A 21,638-nucleotide genomic window follows, 5' to 3' on the forward strand; every position below is an offset into this window, starting at 1 on the left:
TGTGCAATCATGAACCGTTTTTGTTATCGTGTGATTTTCAGTAAAAGCCTAGGCAGACTTGTGGTGGTTTCTGAAAAGACAAGATCGCAAGGCAAATCTGACAACCCTAGCACAGTCAGTAGTGCACCTTCTACGACATCATTGTTTGGATTGGGCTTGGGGTTTGGTTTAAAGACTCTTACACTATCACTTCTGCTTGGTCTAGGTTTGATCGCCCATGCCAACCCAACCACCATCATCGCCGACCCATCTGCCGATAAATCACTACAACCGATTATTCTGCCTACCGCCAGTGGCATCGTTTCTGTCAATATCCAAACACCCAATGCTCGTGGCTTATCCAATAACCATTACAGCCAGTTTGATGTCGGCAATACTGGTGTTGTTTTAAACAACAACCGTCAAGCAACAAATACCCAAATCGCAGGCTTTGTACAGGCCAATCCCTTCATGGCTCGTGGCGAAGCTAATACCATCTTAAACCAAATCAATTCAAACCACCCAAGTCACTTGGGTGGTTTTATTGAAATTGCAGGTAAAAAAGCCGATGTCATCATTGCCAATCCATCAGGGCTTATCATCAACGGTGCTGGCTTTATCAATGCAGGCAATGTGCATCTGGCAGCAGCAAACAGCCAGGTTCATCAAGGACAGCCATCAGGCTATGAGGTCGGAGGCAACCATGCAAGTAACATCACAGTTAATGGCAAACTAAACCTACAAGGCACCGATTATGCCGCTCTCATCGCCAAAACCGCCCAAATCCATGATGAGATTTATGCAGGTAATACGCTTGATGTTATCTTGGGTGAAAACCAAATCAGTCTTCAAGAAGGTGATTTTACCAAGCTTAACGCCACCAATAAACAAACCAATGTATCATCTGCTAGCCAAACCACCAATAATAAAGAACAGCAAGGTGCCGCTCTTGATATTTCATCTTTAGGCGGTATGTACGCTGGTAAGATTCACCTTGTCGGCACAGACAAAGGATTTGGCGTTAACAACCAAGGGGCAGTGCTTGCAACTGGTACTGGGAGTAATGGCGGTTTAACATTAGATGCTCAGGGCAATCTTGTTAATACTGGTGTGATGTCTGCCAAAGACAAACTTGCCGTCAATACCCATAATCATGCTGTTCAAAACGATGGCACGCTACTGAGCGAACAAGCTGACATCACCATCAATACAAACACACTTAACAACACAGGCATCATTCACAGCACCCAAACTGCCAAGATTGCAGCCAAAGAAGCGATTGAAAACCTTGGCAGTATTTATGGCGGTGTTTTGCAAGTTCATACGGATAAGCTTAATAACACCGGTCAGCTTATCCAAACTGGTACAGGTAAGCTTGATATCACCACCGATACACTCATCAACACTGATAAAGCTGTAATCGGTCAAAGTCTGTATGAGCAAACCAGCATCCCTGCACCTTCTACCCCAAGCAGTGATCAAAGTGCTGGCAGTATTAGCAGTGAGCCAACAGATAATACAGCAACCAACCCACAGCCACCTACTTTAAGTGACTCTGGTTCAAACTCGCAAACCAAACCCATCCCAAATGCTCGTGGTCATATCATTGCTACCAACAGTATTCACAACACCGGCAATCAAGCACTCATCACCGCCACAGGTGATATTGGTATCAGTGCTGATAAAACCAGTAACTCCAAGCAAGCATCGATTGATGCTGCCACTTTAAACACCAACACTCTTGTCAACACTGACAGTAAAATCGCCTTAGATGATATTAATTGGCAATTAACCAGCTTTGACAACAGCAAAGGCGATATTAGCGCCAAAGATGGCATGGTGATTGACAGTGAATCTACCACCATTAACTCAGAGGGTAGCCTGACAAGCGGCGGTGATATGACACTTATCGCCAAAGACAACATCATCAATCAAGGCGGCAGCATCACCGCAAGAGAGCAAGCAGATATCACTGCTAAAGAATTACAAAATGGCGGCAGTATCACGGCTGATACCCTGACCATCACACAACTGGCAGACTATACCCACACGGATCAAGATAAGCTTGTTGCCAATCGCTTAGCGTTTACAACAACTGGCAAGCTGATTAACCAAAGCCAACTGACTGCTAATCAAGATTTGACGCTTAGTGCCAGTCATATTGACAACAGTCAAGCAGGTAGTATTACAAGCGGTAATCACACACAGATTACTAGCCAAACCAGCATCAATAACCAAGGTTTAATCAATGGCGAAAAAACGCTTGTTCAAGCTATAAACACCATTGACAATCTTGCTGGCGGCCGTATCTATGGCACACACCTTGCCATACAAGCCGACACCCTAAACAACACCCCAGCCAAAGCCAGTGATACCGACAGCCATCACACAGTCCCTGTGATTGCCGCAAGAGAGCGTCTGGATATCGGTGTCAACACCTTAAACAACAACCCCAACCCTGACAGAGCAGGCAAATTCAACGAAGATTTCGACAATCAGACCTTAATCACAAGTCTTGGCAGTCTGCACATTGGTGGCAGCCTAGATGACAACCATCATGCCACAGGCAAAGCACAGACAGTGGTCAATAAAGGTGCGACGATTGAATCGGCAGGACAGATGCAGGTTGACACCAAAACCCTGCTAAACACCAATGCTGATTTTAAAAAGCATACGGTTAAGGTAGACGCAGAATCTGTTTATGGACAAACACTCTATCGCAATCGCGAGCAATCAGAAAGTGCTCCAAATGTCATAAAAAGCACTGATGTTGCTGATTTGGGCAACAAGCCAATGGCTGGTTTATTTGACTGCCCTGAAGGTAGCGATTGCATCATTAACTATGACAATAACTCTGCCATATGGGAATACTTTAAGATTGATGCACCCAAACAGCCTATTCCCAACATCAAAGCCAAAGATTTATTGGATGGGCCTGAGCTGCCAAAGGATGAAACCGCTGAAAGCTGTGCGTTGGCAGGTGCAAACAATCAAGCGTGTGCCCAATACAACAAAGAGTTGGCGAATTACACCAAAGTCATGGGACCATTATTGCAATGGGAAGAGGATAATGCCGCTGCCATTGAAGCGTTAGAGCTGGCTATTCGAGAGTATAACCGCCAATTTAACAAAAATAAAAGCGATGTCGATTTAGCCCTAAACATCTACACCACCGATGAAGCGTACTTAGGCCCAACCAGCCGTAAAGGCGCACCGACTGGCGCTTTGTATGTCAAACAAGCAAACGGTGATTATCATCGTGTCGGCGAAGAGATTGATGAGATCACTGTTGACTTTGTGGTCTATGAGGATAAAACCCTCACCTCTGACCCTGCTCGTATGGTAGCAGGACAAAATCTTATCATCCATGGCGACACCTTAATTAACGATAAAAGCCAAATGAATGCGGGTAATGGTTTTGCCATCGTTGGCGATACTGTCATTCAAACACCTGACAATGGTCTGTATGGTGAAAAAACCAAAGTCACGGAAAATGGTCGATATGTCAGTCGTACGGTTGAACCATCAGGTTTGGGAGGTCGCAGACACAAGCGTGTTGATATCGGTAGCGGTAGCTTTGTGCGATCCTTTGCGCCACTGGCAACTTATGAGCTCCCCATCCTAAACGCTGCCATCAATACCACGCCAAATAGCACCAGCATTGACAAGCCAGCCACAGGCAGTGATTTCTCTGTAATCATTGATGTCAATGACAACACTCTCACCATCCCAACTTCAGCCCTATACACCATCAATGCAGATAGTCCTAATCAACCACTGATTCAAACTGACCCTGCTTTTACCAATTACAAACAGTGGCTATCCTCTGATTATATGCTAAAAGCATTACAATCAGACCCAAATCACAACCACAAACACCTCTTTCATGGCTATGGTGAGCAACAGCGTATTAAAGATGAGTATTATCTACTGACAGGCAGACACATCAACACCGATTACCGCAGTAACGAAGAAGCCTTTAAACAGCTGATGGATAATGGCATCGCATCAGCCAAACAATTCGGCTACACGCTTGGCACCGCACTCACGCCTGAGCAGATGGCAAACTTAACCACTGACATCGTCTGGTTGGTGAAACAGTCCATCACGGTCGCCACCAAAGACAAAGATGGCAATAGCATCACCAAAACCCAAGACGCCTTAGTGCCTAAGCTGTATCTAAGATCTGCCAATATCGCGACAGGTGCGCTTACCCCTGATGGTAGATACAGTGCCGTCTCAGCAAGAAATATCAACTTGCAGCTGACTGGCGATCTTGACAATAATGGCAACCTCATCGCCAAAGACACTGCTGCCATCACCGCAAACAATGTCACTAATGACGGCAGGATCTATGGCAACTTTGTCGCCATCAAAGCAAACAATGACATCACCAACCATGGCACCCTACACGCAAACAGTGCCATGAGTCTTGATGCTGGCAACCAAATCATCAACCAAAGTCTAACCACCACCCAAACAAACACCCAAGGCAGAAGTAGCAGTAGTCGCACCGATATCAGCCAAATTGCCACCATCAGTGTTGGTGAGGGCTTAAAAGACAAAACTGATGAAAACGGCAAACCATTAACCACCCTAAGTCTGCGTGGCAATCAGATCATCTATCAAGGTGCCACATCAGACAACGCAGGCGGTAATACCCAAATGACCGCCGAAAACGGCATCGACATTGGTGCTGTTACCGCAAGCAACCACATCAGTGCTGTGGCAGATGACAATAATTACTTTAAGTACAGCCAAAGCACCGATGTAGGCTCAAATATTAGCAGTTATGGTAACACCATCATCACGACCACGGGCAAAAACGCAGACATCAACATCCAAGGCTCAAGCGTACAGTCGGAAGGTGTGACTGCTGTTAAGGCGACCGGTGATGTACGCATGACTGAGGGGCGGCAAACACAGAGTGTAGAGAGTGCAAGTTTACACACCAATCGCCGCTTAACAGGCAGTAAGACCGAGCAGTCCAGCTTTGAGCAGCACAGCAGCACCAGCATAAAAAATCAGGTGGGTGGCAATCAAGTTGTTATCAGCGGTGTCAATACTACTTTGATGGCAACTGAAGTATTGGCAGATAAGGACATTCTTATCAAAGCCGACAAACAGCTTAGCATTGGCTCTACCACAGACAGTCTAAGTAGCCACAGTAGCGAGCAAACCACCAAAAAAGGCATATTTACCACCGCACCCGCCTCAGTGACCCTAGGCAAACAGCATACTCGTCAAGAAAACAGCCATGAGCAAACCACCTACACAGGCTCACTGATTGGCACCACAGGGGGTAACATCCGCCTTGAAGCTGGTGATGACATCAATATCATCAATAGTGACATCATCGCTCAAAAAGATGCGATTGACGCCAATACAGGTAATATTTTATTTAAAGCCCAAGCTGTAGACATCACAAGCCAAAATATCCAAACCAGCAATCAATCACACTTCTATCAAAAAACCACAGGAGTGGCTGCCAGCGTCTCTAGCAGCCTTGTGAGTGATATACAAAGCATCAAAAGCTTAAAAGACGCCACCCAAGACACCAACTCTCGCCGTGCCAAGCTCATGGGCAGCTTGGCTGCTGTATCTAAAGTACGCACCCTCGCTCAAAATCTACAAAACGGCAACCTAGGCAGCATCAGAGTTCAGGCGACCGCAGGCTCTCAAAGCACAAAAAACCAAACACTGGTTCATCAAGAGGAAAATGATGCCGCCAATATCCATGCAGACAACAATCTTATCATCAATCTTAAAGGTAAAGGCAAAAACTCCGATTTGGTTGTCACAGGCTCAAACATCAGCGTTGGCAATAACTTATATCAAAATGTAGAGGGCGATGTCATCTATCAAGCCTCAACCCAGACCAGCACTACCACCAGCCAAAACAGCAGCAAAGGCGTAGGCTTTGGTGTCTATGCCAGTGCTCAAATAGGTGGCGGTCAATCCAATCAAGGCTTTACCATCAATGCCAACAAAGCAAAAGGCAATAGCCAAGAAACAACCACCACTCACACCAATACTCAAGTTACTGTTGGCGGTACAACCCATAACAATATCCAAGGCAATTTAACCCTAGACGGTGCCAATCTTGATACCACATATCTAACAGGCACAGTAGGCGGTGATCTGATCGTCAAAAGCCGTCAAGATACCTATCAATACACCCATGATCAAAAACAAGCAGGATTTAGTGCCGATGTCGGCTTTAATGGCAAACCCCAAAGCTTTAGTATCAATGGTGGTAAAACAGACATAGACGCAAGCTATCAACAAGTCACCCATCAATCAGGCATCAAAGCCAAAGAGTCCACCTTGTCTGTACAAGGACAAGGCAACTTCACAGGTGGCTATTTCATCACCGATCAAGGTAAAAACCAAACCCAGTTTGCCCAAGGTATCCAAACCCAAGATATACAAAATCACCTAAATTATCAAGGTGATGCCATCAGTGTTGGCATTGGTATTGGTGCAAACACCAGCAATCCAAATGGCAAAGCAAAACCTGCCCTACAAGGCTTAGGCTATGGTACAATAACCCCAACCCATAAAACCAGCACCACCCATTCTGCCATCACCGACCAAGCAGGACTTAGCCACATCAATACAGAAAACTTCAACCAACCAGAAGTTCAAGATGAGCTAAATCAAATCATTGCTAATGACTTTGATAAGGAGCAAACATTAAAAGAGTTAAATGCCCAAACAGTGATTACCACAGAGTTTGGGAGAGAGGCTCCAAAGGTAGTGGCTGATTTTAGTAAAGATCAAATCAAACGCATTGCAAGCGATCCAAATCTAACCCCTGAAGAAAAAACAACGGAGCAACAAAAGTGGGCAGAAGGTGGGATTTACCGTGTGGCACTGCATACAGCTGTTGGTGTAATCGGTACTGGTACGATTGAAGGAGCTGTTACTACAGGCAGTATTGCTGCCTCAGCACCAATAATCGATAAGTTGTCAGAACAAACAACTAAGCAATTGGTAAAAGCTGGCATTTCAGAAAATGCGGCACAAAATGCCACAAGTCTAATCACAAGCCTTGCCATTGCAACTGCTACCCAATCAGCAGGAGTAGACACTTCAAGTACTGTAATGGCGGTGAATGCAGATGCGTTTAATCGGCAGTTGCATGCCAATAAGGGGGAGGCTTGGGTTATTGAGGAGCTCTACAAAAGACAAGGTGGTAATAAAAAGTGGTCAAGAGAACAAATTGCCAATGCCCTAAGAGCCGCCAATTTTAGAAAAGGTGATTTTTATGAAAGTGCTGATAGTAATAACGCTGTTCCATCAGGTAGACCAGATTTGGGCTATGATACTTTAGTTGGCGTGCAATGGAATAATCATGGTGCTGGTATCAGCCTAAACATCCCAAAAGTTGATCCAGATTTAGTTAGATATATTCAAAGCCATACTGGCAAAGGTGATTTTGCATCATATCAGTATACTTGGAATAATAATAGAATTGTTGGCAATCAACAGCCTTTATCAGCTCCAAGAGTAACTAGAGTTCCATATACAGACTACAGCAGGTCTCTTGAAGCACATAATACAGCAGTAATGAATAATCCTATGATTGTTGCTTGTGCCTTGAATGAAACGCGTCATTGTAGGGAGATGGATCAGAAGGGAATGGAAGCTATGACCAACGCTTCTTATTTTATACCAGGAGGTCAATATTTGAGACCGGTGACAGGGACATTGGCGGTGGCATCGAAAATAGAAAACGAAGGTTTTGGTAAGACAGCAATTGGTCTCGGTGTGTCTAAGACAACTGAAAGAGTGGTAAGAACTCCACAAACTTCAGCCATTGTTGATCAGATTGGCACAAATGACGCAATTACTAATGCGATATATGATAGCTGTGTATCTCACAATCTTAGAGGGGAACAAAAACATGAGTGTCAAAAATAAAATGCTTGTTATCGCACCTTTTTTGATAAGTATGGCTGTATCAATTGAGTTAGATAGGAAATATTATTTTGATATTTATGAATTTTTTATGTTTTTATTTATTTCTTTGATGGTTTTTGTGGATATTTATGACTATGTTAATGGCAGGGATTTTTGGTCATTTGGAAATAAACTGAAGGCAGGTGATAATAAGCTATTAAGATTTTATTGGTTTTTTCTAATGGTTGTAGTATATCTAGGCAGTATTTTTTATTTTTTATTTAAGGTTTAGCTTGCTATTGCCATTGCCAAAGCGTTTGAAGGCAAAGCCCAAAAGATTGAACAAAACCTAAGACTCTTTGATGGTATCACCTCCGCCTTGTACGCCCCCAACTCAAATGGTATCATAGGTGATGTGGCAAGAGCAGCAAGCCCAGAGCTTGCTTATCGGATTGGTCAAGAATTTAAAGAAAACAAAGCTCTAAACCAAACAGACAATGGCAACAGACCAGAAGAACAAAGCCTGCAACACCTACTGGCTCATGCCATCTTAGGAGCTGCCACAAGCTACGCTGCAGGTAATGACATCACAACTGGTGCTTTATCAGGAGCAGGTAGTGAAGTGGCTGCACCTGTCTTGGCTAATTATCTATATGGCACCAAAGACCCAAGCGAACTTAACCAAGAACAAAAAGACACCATCACAAGCATTCTAAACTTAGCCACTGCGACAGCCATCTACACAGCAACTGATGGCAGTGCTGCTGATGCTGTGAGTGCGGCTGAAGTTGGGAAAGTGGGGATGGAATGGAATTTTAACGCCATTCAACAAAGTAGTGCGGCAAATGCTAGGGCGTGCAGAGGTGGTAAAGTCAGCGCTTGCGAAGTCAGAAACCTTGGTGATATCCTTGGGGAGTATGCTGATAAGTATCATGATCTGACAATTTACTCAGTTGGCCTCGGGGCGGTTTCATATACTGTCATTGTAAATAATAAAAATGGCAATGTCTGGGTTGGGGGCGTTCCTGAATCGGATAATTATCGAGCTGGATATGGGCTATCTACACATCCAAGAAATCTAGATCTAAGAAACTTGATAAAGACGCTTGAAGAAGATGCCAAAAATGGCAAAACGCCGAGAGTTATTGACTGGAAATTAGGAGTTTCTGCTCAGGCTGGGACTGTTGTTGGTGCAACCACACCCGAAGAAGTTGATAAGGCCATTGGAGGAAGATCTCTAGGTGCACAAGCCTGTCATGTTGGCTGCCTGAGCATATCCAAGGGTGAGGGCAAGGATGGCGCTGTGATTCTAGCTATAGGTGCTGGTACCAGTCAAATTGGTATTGGTGGCAATGTTATGCGCCAACTAACGGACAATGAGAAAAAAACTCTAAAAGATTTAGGATTATTGCGATGAATATATTAACCAGAATTATGCAGATTATTGTGGCTATGATTAGTACAGTTGTAATTGGTTTTTATCTTTATCAATTTTATAAGCCAAGGCAAATTGACCCTTATCGGCAAGCCAATCCTTATTTATATGATCGCCAATATTACAATGTGCCAACCAAAGAGGAGTTAGAGAAGCTCCTTGATGAATTGACGGATTATGACAAAAATTATGATCATAATTTTTACATAAAAAAAGCCAAATTTTCCCCTGGTTCGTTAACAAGAGGCTGGACTCAAGGTGATAAAATAGGTGAAGTTAAAAAGCAAATAAATAAAAGGCAGTTTATGCTATTAAAAACAAACAAAGGAGATATATATTGCAAGGGGGAAATTATGGTTGAGTTTGGCATGGATTTAAATATTCGCACCCAAAAACGCTGGTTTGTTATATCAGCATCTTGGTCAGCCGATAACGAATGCCGTAAATACTGGTGGGGCGGTAAAAATCCAAGAGCATTGCGAGACAATCATCAGCCTGTACGTTAACGGACACACCAAGCCAAACCTGCCCTACAAGGCTTGGGTTATGGTACAATAACCCCAACCCATAAAACCAGCACCACCCACTCTGCCATCACAGACCAGGCAGAGCTTAGCCACATCAATACAGAAAACTTCAACCAACCAGAAGTTCAAAACCAGCTTAATGAAATCATCACCAATGACTTTGATAAGGAGCAAGCATTAAAAGAGTTAAATGCCCAAACAGTGATTACCACAGAGTTTGGGAGAGAGGCTCCAAAGGTAGTGGCTGATTTCAGTAAAGATCAAATCAAACACATTGCAAGCGATCCAAATCTAACCGCTGAAGAGAAAATAACGGAGCAACAAAAATGGGCAGAAGGTGGTATTTACCGTGTTGCTCTACACACCGCAACCGCCGCCCTTGCCACAGGCACAATAGAAGGTGCTGCATCAGCAGGTACAACCGCCTATACCATTCCAAAGATAGATGAATACCTAAAAGAACAAGGCTTTGATGAAAATACAAGACAAACTGCCTTACTTGCCCTATCAGCAGGGCTAGGAGCAAGCATTGGCGACAGCACAGCAGGCACCATCAATAATGTTGGGCAGGTGCAGTGGAATTATTTGAGTCATAGGGAGAATGCAAATCTTGCTAAATTAAAGCTAGAAAGATCTAAATTGATGGATAAATATCCAAATGGAGGATGTTTATTGACTGCTGAATGTGCAACTCAGCTTGAGGCGTACAATAAGGAGATAGACAAGCTAGAAAGGCTTAGTTGGCAAAGAGATAGGATTTTTGATAAGGCTTATGCGGACTGTAGGTCTGGAAAAGACTGTAATCAATTTTACTATTTACATGTCACTCAGCGAAATGAGTGGAATAAGGAAGGGGTTGAGTTATTTAAAAAACAGTTCAACCCAAAATTGAGCTATGAGCAACAGTCCGTTGATTTTCAAAAAAATTGGGATAAATATGAGGATTATAAAAATGCCTTTCATAATTTTTCTATTGATGGAAAAACAATTTTAAAAAATCCCGATGGAACCTATCCCCATGCAAAATATGTACATAAAGAAGGTCAATTTGAGGTTATTGTAGACAAGAAAACGGGGCAGATTGTTACTACGCCGTCTAACGCTGGCACATTTAATTATTACAAGGATTTGGTAGGTCATATGGATTATGATGTTGACCCTTGGACGGATTTTGGCAGTGGTAATGGTGATAATACAAAATACAATTTGCGCAGATCTGGTTCAGGTATATTATTTGGAGAGTTTGGTATTTGGGATGACAAAGATAAAGCTATAGAAAAATTTAAAAAGATTGATGAGGAGAAAAAGAAATGATGCACTTTGAAAGGATATTTGTTTTATTAGTAATTGATTTTATTATTATTTTTAATCTAGGTTTGATTTTTGGTTCTCCCTTTGCTGAACATTTTATGTTTAAAGCTCTTCCTTATTATTTACCTGTTACAATATTCTTGATATTTTTTTATTATACTATTTCTTTATTTTTTAAGAAAGTACATAATTATTACTTGGTATTTTTTATTTTATTTATCCTTGTAAAAGAGTATTGTGCAGTACTCCTATATGGAGCATCAATTCTGTAAATGAATGGTAAAATTGGCAATTAACTGGAGCGGGGGCTGTAGCTCTTGGCACTGGTTATGGGTTTGGCGGTTCCGTAAATTCCGATGGCTCAATTACAGGTAGTGCAGAAGGTACGGTAGGTGGTGCATTAGGTGGAGCGGTTATGATTTGCTCAAAAAAAGTAGGAGATACTTGTGTCAATCAATGATGGTTATTATAAGAATAGAACTAAGTTGAGAAACTTTCATATCAGCTTGCTAATATGTTTTTTTATTTCTCACTTTAGTTATGTTGGCATATCTTAGATTTGTACTTCTTTATAAAATAGTGTTCTATGTGATGTTTTTATGCATATTGCATGCTTTTTATCGATGCTTCATTCTTCACCAGCATGTTATGGGAAAAATGAAAAAAAGAAGAAAAAAAGGGGTAAATCCCACTTTTGATATAGATATTTTTGATGATTGATCTTGATGCCTGATGAACAAAATATTTTTCATAATTTTGATAAAAATGGTAAGCCTAATTTACTACCAAATGGTAATTATCGTTATAAGAAGTTCGTTCCCAAGACATTCGCAACCACCTAAATTATCAAGGTGATGCCATCAGTGTTGGCATTGGTATTGGTGCAAACACCAGCAATCCAAATGGCAAAGCAAAACCTGCCCTACAAGGCTTAGGCTATGGTACAATCACCCCAACCCATAAAACTTCCACCACCCACTCTGCCATCACCGACCAAGCAGGACTTAGCCACATCAATACAGAAAACTTCAACCAACCAGAAGTGCAAGATGAGCTAAATCAAATCATTGCTAATGACTTTGATAAAGAGCAAGCATTAAAAGAGTTAAATGCCCAAACAGTGATTACCACAGAGTTTGGGAGAGAGGCTCCAAAGGTAGTGGCAGACCTTGCCGACAACCAAGCCTTTAAACTTATTCAAAAACTTGATGAACTTAATGATAAAAACATTGACATCACATCTGATGAGTATCAAAATACCATCAAAGAGATTGATAAATGGGGCGAAGGTGGCATTTACCGTATTGCATTACACACCGCAACCGCAGCCCTAGCCACAGGTACGATAGAAGGTACTGTATCAGCAGGTACAGCTGCCTATACCATTCCAAAGATAGACGAATACTTAACAAAACAAGGCTTTGATGAAAATACAAGACAGACCGCCTTACTTACCTTATCAGCAACACTAGGAGCAACCATAGGCGACAGCACAGCAAGCACCATCAATAATGTTGGGCAGGTGCAGTGGAATTATTTGTACCATGAATCTGCATTAAGAAGTGGCAAATTAACTCCTGCACAATTGGAACATGTTCTAGCTCTCAAAAGAGCTGGTGCTGTTTCTTATGAAACACTAGAAAAAAAATATAATGCTTGTAAAGATGATGCTTGTAGAGATGCGGTTAAAAACGAGTGGCATCGAGAATCAGAACGCACCAAGAATATACAACTCCAATTAGTTGAACGGGGTATACTTACTTGGGAGGATTTTGATAGTTTTGCTAATGATGGCTATATCGGTGTAAATTCACCACATTTAGAAACCATTCAAAATAAACGTCATACTTTGGCTGCAATGGAACTATCAAGCTGGTCATCAACTCAAACGCCACCAGCACGAATAGAGGCTCTTCGAAGAGATGGTGGAGTAACACCTGGAAGCACTGAAGATTTGCTAATGCAAGTTGGTGCCGGTACGGTTGGTGCTATGGCTGTGGGTAGCGGGAGAAAAAGCGTCAATCCTAGCAGGTCTAATAGCCAGAACCAAAGAGATTTAGACCCTGTTTTAAAAAACGGTTATATTTTTAAACATGGGGTGGATATCGATCTAAGAAATACAGGCAAAACTCAAAAAGATGCTTTGGATTTGGCATTCCAAAAAACCGGGGTTAGTCGTTCTGAGTTCTCTGTTACTAAATGGGCAAAAGATAAGAATGGTAAAAGTTTTCCAGTGGAATATCGGGTTTTGTCTGGAAAAAACAGAGGTGCGGAGGTCAATATAGACATGGGGCATACTAAACCAGGAACGCCAGGCTCTCCACATATTGGATGGCAAACCCCAGGAAAAAACAACATAGTTGGTCACATTTTTGTGGACAAAGTTGATGTGTATAGAGTGAGGTAATTTATGAGTAATAAACCTTATTTTGTTGAAGATTTTTTTGAGGTACTGTTGGAAAAAAACATATCTCAATATTCAATACTATCATCTAGTGATAGAAAAACTTTTTTTGAGCTGGTATTGAATAAATTTTTTAAAAGAAAGAATTTTTCAGATGACTTGTGGGAATGTGTAATTGATGATCATACAGGCATACATCTACCCTATATTGCTGAAAACAGATCATTTTTCTTAGAAAGACTTTCCTTTAGTCAATCAGTTTATTTTTTCTTTGAACCTTTGGAATATGATGAAGTACTACACTTTTCTAATTTAAATGATTTAGTGGCTATTTTATCTAATTGCTATAACTTTAATTTTTATATTATTACTGATGATTTATCAAGATGTGTGATCTGGGAAAGGTATGAAGTCTTAATCGGTCTTGGCCAATGTCAAAAGCAAATTGAAATAATAGGGAGGGAGTGGCAGGCTTTTTGTGGGGCAAATAGCCCGTAAGCTGGATAGCGACAGCACAACCTAAGCATTACAGTGCAACCCATTGAATTGTTTGATTTTGATTTGTTAAACCCCCAAATCCCATTAACCACAACCACCAACCCAAAAACCCCAAACCCATGACCCATACCAACCACTCATCTTACCCTATATTAGCCCTGCCAACACGACTGGCACTGGCTGTCTCTTTGACCTTATGTTGTTCAGCTTATGCCAACACTTCTAAACAGATTGCCCATCAGCAAATCTTGCTTAATGAACAAAGACAGGCGGTGTTTCATCAATCATTGATGACAAATCCTAGCGTACAAGTTGAGGTGCCTGCCTTTGAGCCTGCCGCTAAGATGGATTCTGTTCATACTGACAATCAAGACAGCCACGATGATTTGCCTTGCTTTACCATCAATCAAATCGCTTATGCACCACTGGATGCTGCTGCTACTGGTAGTATGGATTTAAACCAATTTGCCTTTGCTCTTACGCCTTTAACCCATGGCAAGAGTAGTGTACTGGGTCAATGCCTAAACATCAATGACATTCATCACATCGTCCATGATGTGCAAAACCGCTTGATTGAGCGTGGCTTTGCCACTACCAGAGTCTTTATCGGTGATCAAAACTTATCTGGTGGTCAGCTTGTCTTAACTGTCGTACCAGGCATCATCGGACAGATTAAGGCGGATACTTTAAGTAGCCCCAAACCTATTTATACAGTTTATACAGACCCCACAGGACTGCCTGCCAATTTTAAGACTGCTTTGCCTTTTAAAGAGGGTGATGTACTAAACATCAGACAGCTTGAAACCGCCCTTGAAAACCTAAAACGCGTGCCAAGCTCTGATGCTACCTTTGCCATCATGCCAAGTGAGACTAACAAGGTGGGAGCAAGTGATGTACTCATCAAATACACCGCATCACAAAAAGTGCGAGGCAGTCTTAGCCTTGATGATTCAGGCTCAAAAACCACAGGTAAATATCAAGGCAGTACTACTATTAGCTTTGACAACCCCACTTGGCATAATGACTTACTTTATCTGACCTACAGCCGTGATTTGGGCAATCACATCAATAAAGACGAATATGCCAATAAGACCGACAAAGGCGGCAGTAAGAACTACGGTATGGGCTATGTATTACCTATTAACAACACCGTCTTTCATGCCAATGCCAGTCATTACACTTATCATCAAACCGTGGCAGGGGTGAATCAAGATTATCTCTACAGCGGTGATTCTGATAACATCAGTCTAAATGCCAGCCACTTGGTACATCGAGATGTCAAGAGCAAAACATGGCTTACCATGGGCGGTTTTACCAAATCACAAAAAAGTCATATTGATGATACCGAGCTTGATGTACAACGCCGCAAAATCTCAGGCTGGACGGCAGGCATTCGCCATGAGGCGCGCCTAGGGCAAAGCCAGCTAAATACAGATGTCAGCATACAACGAGGTACAGGAGCCTTTAATGCCTTGACACCACCTGAGAGTCTGTTTAACGAAGGCACAGATAGAACCCCTATCTACAAGCTCAATCTCAACTTTGCCACACCCATCAGAATAAGCGATAACTACCAAGCAGGTTATCAGGCAAACCTAAAAACCCAATACGCCCAAGAAGCCTTAGTCCCCAGTGAGAGAATGAGCATTGGCGGACGATACAGCGTGCGTGGCTTTGATGGTGAGCGGACACTGTCAGGTGATATGGGAGCAACCCTTCGCCAAAATGTCAGCTTTCCCATCAAACAATCCAATCACAGCCTATATCTGGCTCTAGATGCTGGCAGTATCGCCATGTCCAATAAAGAACAAGACAACCTACTGTTAGGACACACCCTCATCGGTGGTGCAATCGGCATCAAAGGGCAAATCAAGCCACTACGCCTAAACTACGACTTCTTTGCAGGACACCCCATCAGACAGCCTAAATACTTTGGTGATAAAGATTGGGTCGGTGGGATGAGTTTGGGGGTGGCGTTTTAACCACATGGTTTTTTTAACCAGCAGACAAATAAATCCTGCGTAAACCATCAGTTGGGCATTGGCTTGGCTGGTGGTTTTTTATTAGGCGATCAAATAAGACCAGAATAAGTGGTCACATGAAGAATGGAATGGGTGGTCATTTGAGGTGGAATGTGCATGTTGAAACGGACAACTAAAATCAATGGCATAGCCGTATAAGATTGCACCCCATACGGGTGCGTGTGTTGAAACTATAAGAGCTAAAGCCGCCACTTTATTAAGTTGGATCGCACCCCATACGGGTGCGTGTGTTGAAACTGCGTTTGGGTGCGGGCGGTACGCCAAGGCAAGATCGCACCCCATACGGGTGCGTGTGTTGAAACTCAATATCTTAATCTGATTCAAAAGTCCTACCAGGATTGGAAAAGGCAAGGCAATAATTCACTTGATTCTTCTTCATCTTTTGTTTGATTTATTTTTCTATTTTACTGGATTATTTTCTAAGTTAATGCCTGAGCAATAAGAGGGGTTAAATCGTTGCATCTAAGTTTTTAATAATCACCATTATAAGAGCGGCAAACAAGTGATTTTATTTAGCTTAATTTAAGAAATGCTTTGTTGTTTTTTAAGTGTTTGCTTTAAGTTGATGGTCATATTGAAGTCATATGCAAGGCATACTATAATGTGACCTCTTAAAACATATATTGATTGCAAGGTTGGATCATGATAAAAATCGGTCAAGGTATAGATGTTCACGCTTTTACGACAGGCGATTTTGTAACGCTTGGCGGTGTGCGTATTCCTCACACGCACGGCATTAAGGCTCACTCAGATGGCGATGTGTTGTTGCACGCTTTGGCGGATGCACTGCTCGGAGCGTTGGCACTTGGCGACATTGGACAGCATTTCCCTGATACCGACCCTGCGTTCAAGGGGGCGGATAGCAAGATTTTGTTAAAGCACGTCTATGAACTTATCAAATCACATGGCTATACGCTTGGCAATGCTGACATGACGGTTATTTGCGAGAGCCCAAAAATCGCCCCACACAACACCGCCATGCGTGAGACCATCGCAGGTGTGCTTGGTGCAGGTGTGGACTGCGTGAGTATCAAGGCGACCACCAATGAAAAAATGGGCTGGATAGGGCGTGGTGAGGGCATTTGGGCGAGTGCGGTGGTGCTATTGATTAAAAAATCCTAGCTTAACATAATTGTAGATTTAGTTGCCAATAAATACAGGAAAATCAAATGATTGTCAAAAACACCGCCTTATTACTCATTGACTTACAACAAGGCTTTTATGATGAAGCCTACTGGGGTGGCAATCGCAACAACCCAAACTGTGAGCAGGTTTGTTTTGAGTTATTGAGCCATTGGCGAGAGCAGGGTTTGCCGATTTTTCACATTCGTCATTCATCAACCACGCCCCAATCACGCCTACACCCTACACACCAAGGCTTTGACTGGATTGAGCTGACCAAACCGCAAGCTCATGAGACCGTCATTACAAAGCATGTCAATAGCGGTTTTATTGGCACGGATTTGCATGAGCAACTGACCAAAGCGGACATCACCACCCTTGTTCTTGCAGGGCTTACGACCAATCACTGTGTATCCACGACCGCACGCATGGCAGGCAATCTAGGATTTACCACTTTTGTGGTATCGGACGGCACAGCGACTTTTGATAGAATGGGGGCGACAGGCGAGCGGTTTGACAGCCAGCTTGTGCATGAAATCAGCCTTGCCAATTTGCATGGCGAATTTGCGACCGTGCTGACAAGCGATGAGCTTTTAGGGCGTGCTGAACTTTTGTATTTGCAATGAAAAATGAGAAAAATCGCACGTTTTTCAAGGAAAAAGTGAAGTTTGATAGTCATTCTATCAAACGAGCTTTTGACGAAGAAAAACAAGAGTTAGCCATTTTTCATGCAAAAACAGTATTTTATCTCTAAAATATTTCTACATTACAAATAGTGTTATAAAGGTTCAGCACGCCCTATACAAAAAATTCTTGTAAAAATCCCCATTTGCCCCCATAATAACTCAAATTTTCCAAATCGGAGCAATCCTATGACCGACATCAATCCCCAAATCAAAACCTTGATTGAAAACCAAATCAAAGACCATGCTGTCCTACTATATATGAAAGGCACGCCACAATTTCCCCAATGCGGATTTTCAGCCCGTGCCGTGGAAGTTTTGACCCAAATCGGTAGACCATTTGCCTTTGTTAATATTCTAGAAAATCCTGAAATCCGTAGCACCTTGCCACTCATTGCCAACTGGCCAACTTTCCCACAGCTATGGGTAAATGGCGAGCTGATTGGTGGTAGCGACATCATCCTACAGATGTACCAATCAGGCGAATTAAAGCCACTTATCGAAGAACATAGCCCAGAAGTATAAGGCTATCCAAAAGAGCGTAAATTTACGCTCTTTTTTATTCGGCTGCGGTGTTAAAGTGCCTTTATCATTAGGTAATATTTGTATCCTTGATTTATCTTGGTGGATTTATATTTAAATATTGGACATGAGATTGTCTATAAAATATCCTATGTTTTTGCTAGAAATTTAGCTGAATGTATGCTATAAAAGCAATGTTATTACACCAAAATTTTCAAGGAGAAAATCATGACTAATATCAAAAAATTCTTGGCGTGTGCTAGCGCCACATTAACTTTGACTCTTTTAACATCACCAGTTAGCGCCGCAGACAAAAAGGGCGATGTATGCTATGCACAGAACTACAAAACAGATGCTGTGTTTAAATGCTCCTATCTTTTTGACAAACAGCCAGTCACTGTAAAAGAAATTTATGAGAGAGGTTATAAAGTAGTAATCTCTCAAATTCCACATGTAAATAGTAATTACAATTGGTTTATTGTTGTGGAAAGCCAATGATTTTTTAGGGTGTTTATTATTAGGATTTTAGCAATGAACACCCATAATTTTTTATCAATAATACCCCATCCATTGCTAGATTTTATTTGGATAGTCTCCCGTTTCGGCTGGCAATTTTCCACCTTTTTTGAGGCGACCAGTTTTTAAGTAAGAATATATTGTCTTACTACCATGTTGTAAACCATCAACGTAAGTTTATTATTTTTCCACACCTAGTGAATATGATGGTTTATTTGCTTGATTGAATTCGATGTTGATGTGGGGTTGAAACTTTTGATTTTATGATTATTATAAATAGAGCGTTCAATAAAGACGCGATATTTTTCTAATTATAAGAGTTGTATTATGCCAAGCATTTCTGAACAAATTATCAGCCTTTGCCAAAAGCCAAATACCGCCCTAGGAGCTATTCATCTTTTGATTGCCAATAATGGGGCGAGCGAATCGGCTTTTCGTGCCGTTTATGATAGGGTTATGGCAGATAATGACGTGGACGGGGCATATTATTTGGCAAATTTTGCCCAAAAGGTAGATGATTTACCTTTTGACGGTACGCCGCTTATTGATATGGTGATGAATGGCGATGATAAAAATATGAAATTGGCATTGATTGAAAAACTGCCAAAAGAGATTCAGTCGGAGTATTTGAATAAGATTTAAGGGCGTTGATCCGCTCTTTTTTTAATGCCCAATGATTAAAGTTATGCTAAAATAATCGGTTTCTTTTTAAGAATATATAATCTTATGAGCTTTTTAACCAAAACATTTGATGTCATCGTCATCGGTGGCGGACACGCAGGCACAGAGGCCGCTCTTGCGTCCGCTCGCATGGGGGCAGATACCCTACTTATCACGCACAACATTGAGACGCTAGGTCAGATGAGCTGTAACCCTGCCATTGGTGGTATCGGTAAATCGCATCTGGTGCGTGAAGTGGATGCACTGGGCGGGGCAATGGCACTCGCAACCGACAAGGCAGGCATTCAGTTTCGGGTGCTAAACAGCCGAAAAGGGGCCGCCGTGCGAGCGACCCGAGCCCAAGCTGACCGTATTTTATACAAGGCAAGTATCCGTCATACGCTTGAAAATCAGCCAAATTTGACGATTTTTCAGCAACCTGTGGACGATATTATCTTGGAGAACGGGCGTGCGGTGGCGGTGGTTGCAGCCACGGGCATTCGTCTAAATACCCGTGCGGTGGTGCTGACATCGGGGACGTTTTTGGGTGGGGTGATTCATGTCGGGCTAGACCACCAAAGCGGTGGACGGGCAGGCGATATGCCATCCATTCGTCTTGCCGACCGTTTGCGTGAGCTTAAACTGCCAGTAGGACGACTAAAAACAGGTACGCCTGCTCGTATTGACGCTCGTACGGTGGATTTTAGTGTGATGACCCCACAACCAGGGGATACGCCCTTGCCTGTGATGAGTTATATGGGCGATGTTGCCATGCACCCACGCCAAATCATGTGTTATATTACGCACACCAACGAACGCACGCATGACATTATTCGTGCCAATCTTGACCGCTCGCCCATGTTTAGCGGTAAGATTGAAGGGGTGGGGCCCCGTTATTGCCCAAGCATTGAGGATAAAATTCATCGCTTTGCTGACAAAGACAGTCATCAGATTTTTATTGAGCCTGAAGGCCTCTCCACGCATGAGCTATACCCCAATGGCATTTCAACAAGCCTGCCCTTTGATGTGCAAATTGAGTTTATCCATTCTATGCGTGGGCTTGAAAATGCTCATATCACACGCCCTGGCTACGCCATTGAATACGATTATTTTGACCCGCAAAATCTCAAACCCACGCTAGAAACCAAATCCATTGACGCCTTGTATTTTGCAGGGCAAATCAATGGTACGACAGGCTACGAAGAGGCGGCAGCACAGGGGCTACTGGCAGGGCTAAATGCAGGACGCATGGCACTTGGCAAGGCATCGTGGATACCACAGCGGCATGAAGCGTATCTTGGCGTGTTGGTGGACGACTTGATAACTCACGGCACCAAAGAGCCGTACCGTATGTTTACAAGCCGTGCCGAACATCGCCTCTTACTGCGTGAAGACAATGCGGATGAACGCTTGACTGCCATTGGGCGAGAGCTTGGGCTTGTGGACGATGAACGCTGGGCGAAATTTAGTCAAAAAATGGAGTCCATCGCCAGCGAAACCGCTCGCCTAAAAGACATCTGGGCAACGCCGAATAACGCCATTGGTGAAGCCTTTATGGAAAATACAGGCGAGATTTTGACCAAAGAAAACAGCCTACTTGACCTTTTAAAACGCCCAAATATCACGTTTGCCGACATTGCCAAAGTGTCAGACAGTACGGTAGGCGATGACGTGGGCGAGCAGATTGAGATAAGTGTTAAATATCAAGGCTATATTGACCGCCAAAATGATGAGATTGAGCAGATGAAACGCCTTGAAAATACAGCTCTGCCGCTTGATTTTGATTATGCAAGCGTGTCAGGCTTATCCAACGAAATCGTGCAAAAACTCACCCAAGTCCGCCCTGCAACACTAGGGCAAGCAAGCCGTATCAGCGGTGTTACCCCTGCGGCGGTGAGTCTTTTGGCGATGACGGTGAAAAAGCTCAAGAAAGCACAAGTAGTCATTACTAAATAAGCGTGTTAAAGGGCGAGGCATTCGCCCTTTATTTTTTGGTGGTTTTTTATTATTATATGCAAGTTGTTTTTATAAACC

15 protein-coding genes are annotated in these 21,638 nt (G+C 42.7%); 14 read left to right on the forward strand and 1 reads right to left on the reverse strand.

Annotated features, from left to right (window positions below; all coding sequences use genetic code 11):
* Nucleotides 1–9 precede the first annotated feature (9 nt).
* From AAX10_RS03810 to AAX10_RS03850, 8 genes are all read left to right on the forward strand, one after another.
* Entirely contained in the window at nucleotides 10–7,905 is a 7,896-nt protein-coding gene (locus AAX10_RS03810) for a two-partner secretion domain-containing protein (protein WP_046699878.1), read from the forward strand.
* On the forward strand, nucleotides 7,889–8,176 hold the full coding sequence (locus tag AAX10_RS03815) for a hypothetical protein (protein WP_046699879.1): 288 nt from the start codon (nucleotides 7,889–7,891) through the stop codon (nucleotides 8,174–8,176). Before AAX10_RS03810 ends, AAX10_RS03815 begins: the two co-directional genes overlap by 17 nt.
* 87 nt (nucleotides 8,177–8,263) lie before the next feature.
* Nucleotides 8,264–9,301: a VENN motif pre-toxin domain-containing protein gene (locus tag AAX10_RS03820; RefSeq protein WP_046699880.1), complete on the forward strand. Its 1,038-nt coding sequence runs from the start codon at nucleotides 8,264–8,266 to the stop codon at nucleotides 9,299–9,301.
* Entirely contained in the window at nucleotides 9,298–9,825 is a 528-nt protein-coding gene (locus AAX10_RS03825; protein WP_046699881.1) for a hypothetical protein, read from the forward strand. Before AAX10_RS03820 ends, AAX10_RS03825 begins: the two co-directional genes overlap by 4 nt.
* Before the next feature lie 33 nt (nucleotides 9,826–9,858).
* Nucleotides 9,859–11,160 (forward strand): hypothetical protein, encoded by a 1,302-nt coding sequence (locus AAX10_RS03830; protein WP_080947025.1) that lies wholly within the window; start codon nucleotides 9,859–9,861, stop codon nucleotides 11,158–11,160.
* 1,039 nt (nucleotides 11,161–12,199) lie between these two features.
* Nucleotides 12,200–13,564 (forward strand): polymorphic toxin type 47 domain-containing protein, encoded by a 1,365-nt coding sequence (locus AAX10_RS10280; RefSeq protein ID WP_226997815.1) that lies wholly within the window; start codon nucleotides 12,200–12,202, stop codon nucleotides 13,562–13,564.
* Between the two features lie 3 nt (nucleotides 13,565–13,567).
* Nucleotides 13,568–14,059: a hypothetical protein gene (locus AAX10_RS03845; protein ID WP_046699883.1), complete on the forward strand. Its 492-nt coding sequence runs from the start codon at nucleotides 13,568–13,570 to the stop codon at nucleotides 14,057–14,059.
* A 119-nt stretch (nucleotides 14,060–14,178) separates the two neighbouring features.
* Nucleotides 14,179–16,041 carry a ShlB/FhaC/HecB family hemolysin secretion/activation protein gene (locus tag AAX10_RS03850; protein ID WP_046699884.1) on the forward strand — a complete coding sequence of 621 codons (1,863 nt, stop codon included), beginning with the start codon at nucleotides 14,179–14,181 and terminating at the stop codon, nucleotides 16,039–16,041.
* Between the two features lie 81 nt (nucleotides 16,042–16,122).
* On the opposite strand, the gene AAX10_RS10590 is transcribed toward AAX10_RS03850, so the two are convergent.
* Nucleotides 16,123–16,383, reverse strand: coding sequence for a hypothetical protein (locus AAX10_RS10590; RefSeq protein ID WP_420812465.1), 261 nt, complete (start codon nucleotides 16,381–16,383; stop codon nucleotides 16,123–16,125).
* 360 nt (nucleotides 16,384–16,743) lie between these two features.
* Here AAX10_RS10590 and ispF point away from each other — a divergent pair, with 360 nt between their 5' ends.
* From ispF to mnmG, 6 genes are all read left to right on the forward strand, one after another.
* A complete protein-coding gene (gene ispF, locus AAX10_RS03855) occupies nucleotides 16,744–17,223 on the forward strand; it encodes a 2-C-methyl-D-erythritol 2,4-cyclodiphosphate synthase (protein WP_036362205.1) in 480 nt (159 codons plus the stop codon).
* Nucleotides 17,224–17,270: 47 nt separating this feature from the next.
* Nucleotides 17,271–17,849 carry a cysteine hydrolase family protein gene (locus AAX10_RS03860; RefSeq protein WP_046699885.1) on the forward strand — a complete coding sequence of 193 codons (579 nt, stop codon included), beginning with the start codon at nucleotides 17,271–17,273 and terminating at the stop codon, nucleotides 17,847–17,849.
* A 246-nt stretch (nucleotides 17,850–18,095) separates the two neighbouring features.
* Nucleotides 18,096–18,431, forward strand: a complete 336-nt coding sequence (gene grxD / locus AAX10_RS03865; RefSeq protein ID WP_036362211.1) for a Grx4 family monothiol glutaredoxin — start codon at nucleotides 18,096–18,098, stop codon at nucleotides 18,429–18,431.
* Nucleotides 18,432–18,656: 225 nt separating this feature from the next.
* The gene (locus tag AAX10_RS03870) at nucleotides 18,657–18,926 is read left to right on the forward strand and encodes a hypothetical protein (protein ID WP_046699886.1); all 270 of its coding nucleotides are present in this window, start codon (nucleotides 18,657–18,659) and stop codon (nucleotides 18,924–18,926) included.
* A 345-nt stretch (nucleotides 18,927–19,271) separates the two neighbouring features.
* The gene (locus AAX10_RS03875; protein ID WP_046699887.1) at nucleotides 19,272–19,586 is read left to right on the forward strand and encodes a hypothetical protein; all 315 of its coding nucleotides are present in this window, start codon (nucleotides 19,272–19,274) and stop codon (nucleotides 19,584–19,586) included.
* A gap of 84 nt (nucleotides 19,587–19,670) precedes the next feature.
* Nucleotides 19,671–21,560, forward strand: coding sequence for a tRNA uridine-5-carboxymethylaminomethyl(34) synthesis enzyme MnmG (mnmG, locus tag AAX10_RS03880; RefSeq protein WP_046699888.1), 1,890 nt, complete (start codon nucleotides 19,671–19,673; stop codon nucleotides 21,558–21,560).
* Nucleotides 21,561–21,638 lie beyond the last annotated feature (78 nt).

Source organism: Moraxella bovoculi (genome assembly GCF_000988745.2).
GTDB classification, from domain to species: Bacteria; Pseudomonadota; Gammaproteobacteria; order Pseudomonadales; family Moraxellaceae; genus Moraxella; species Moraxella bovoculi.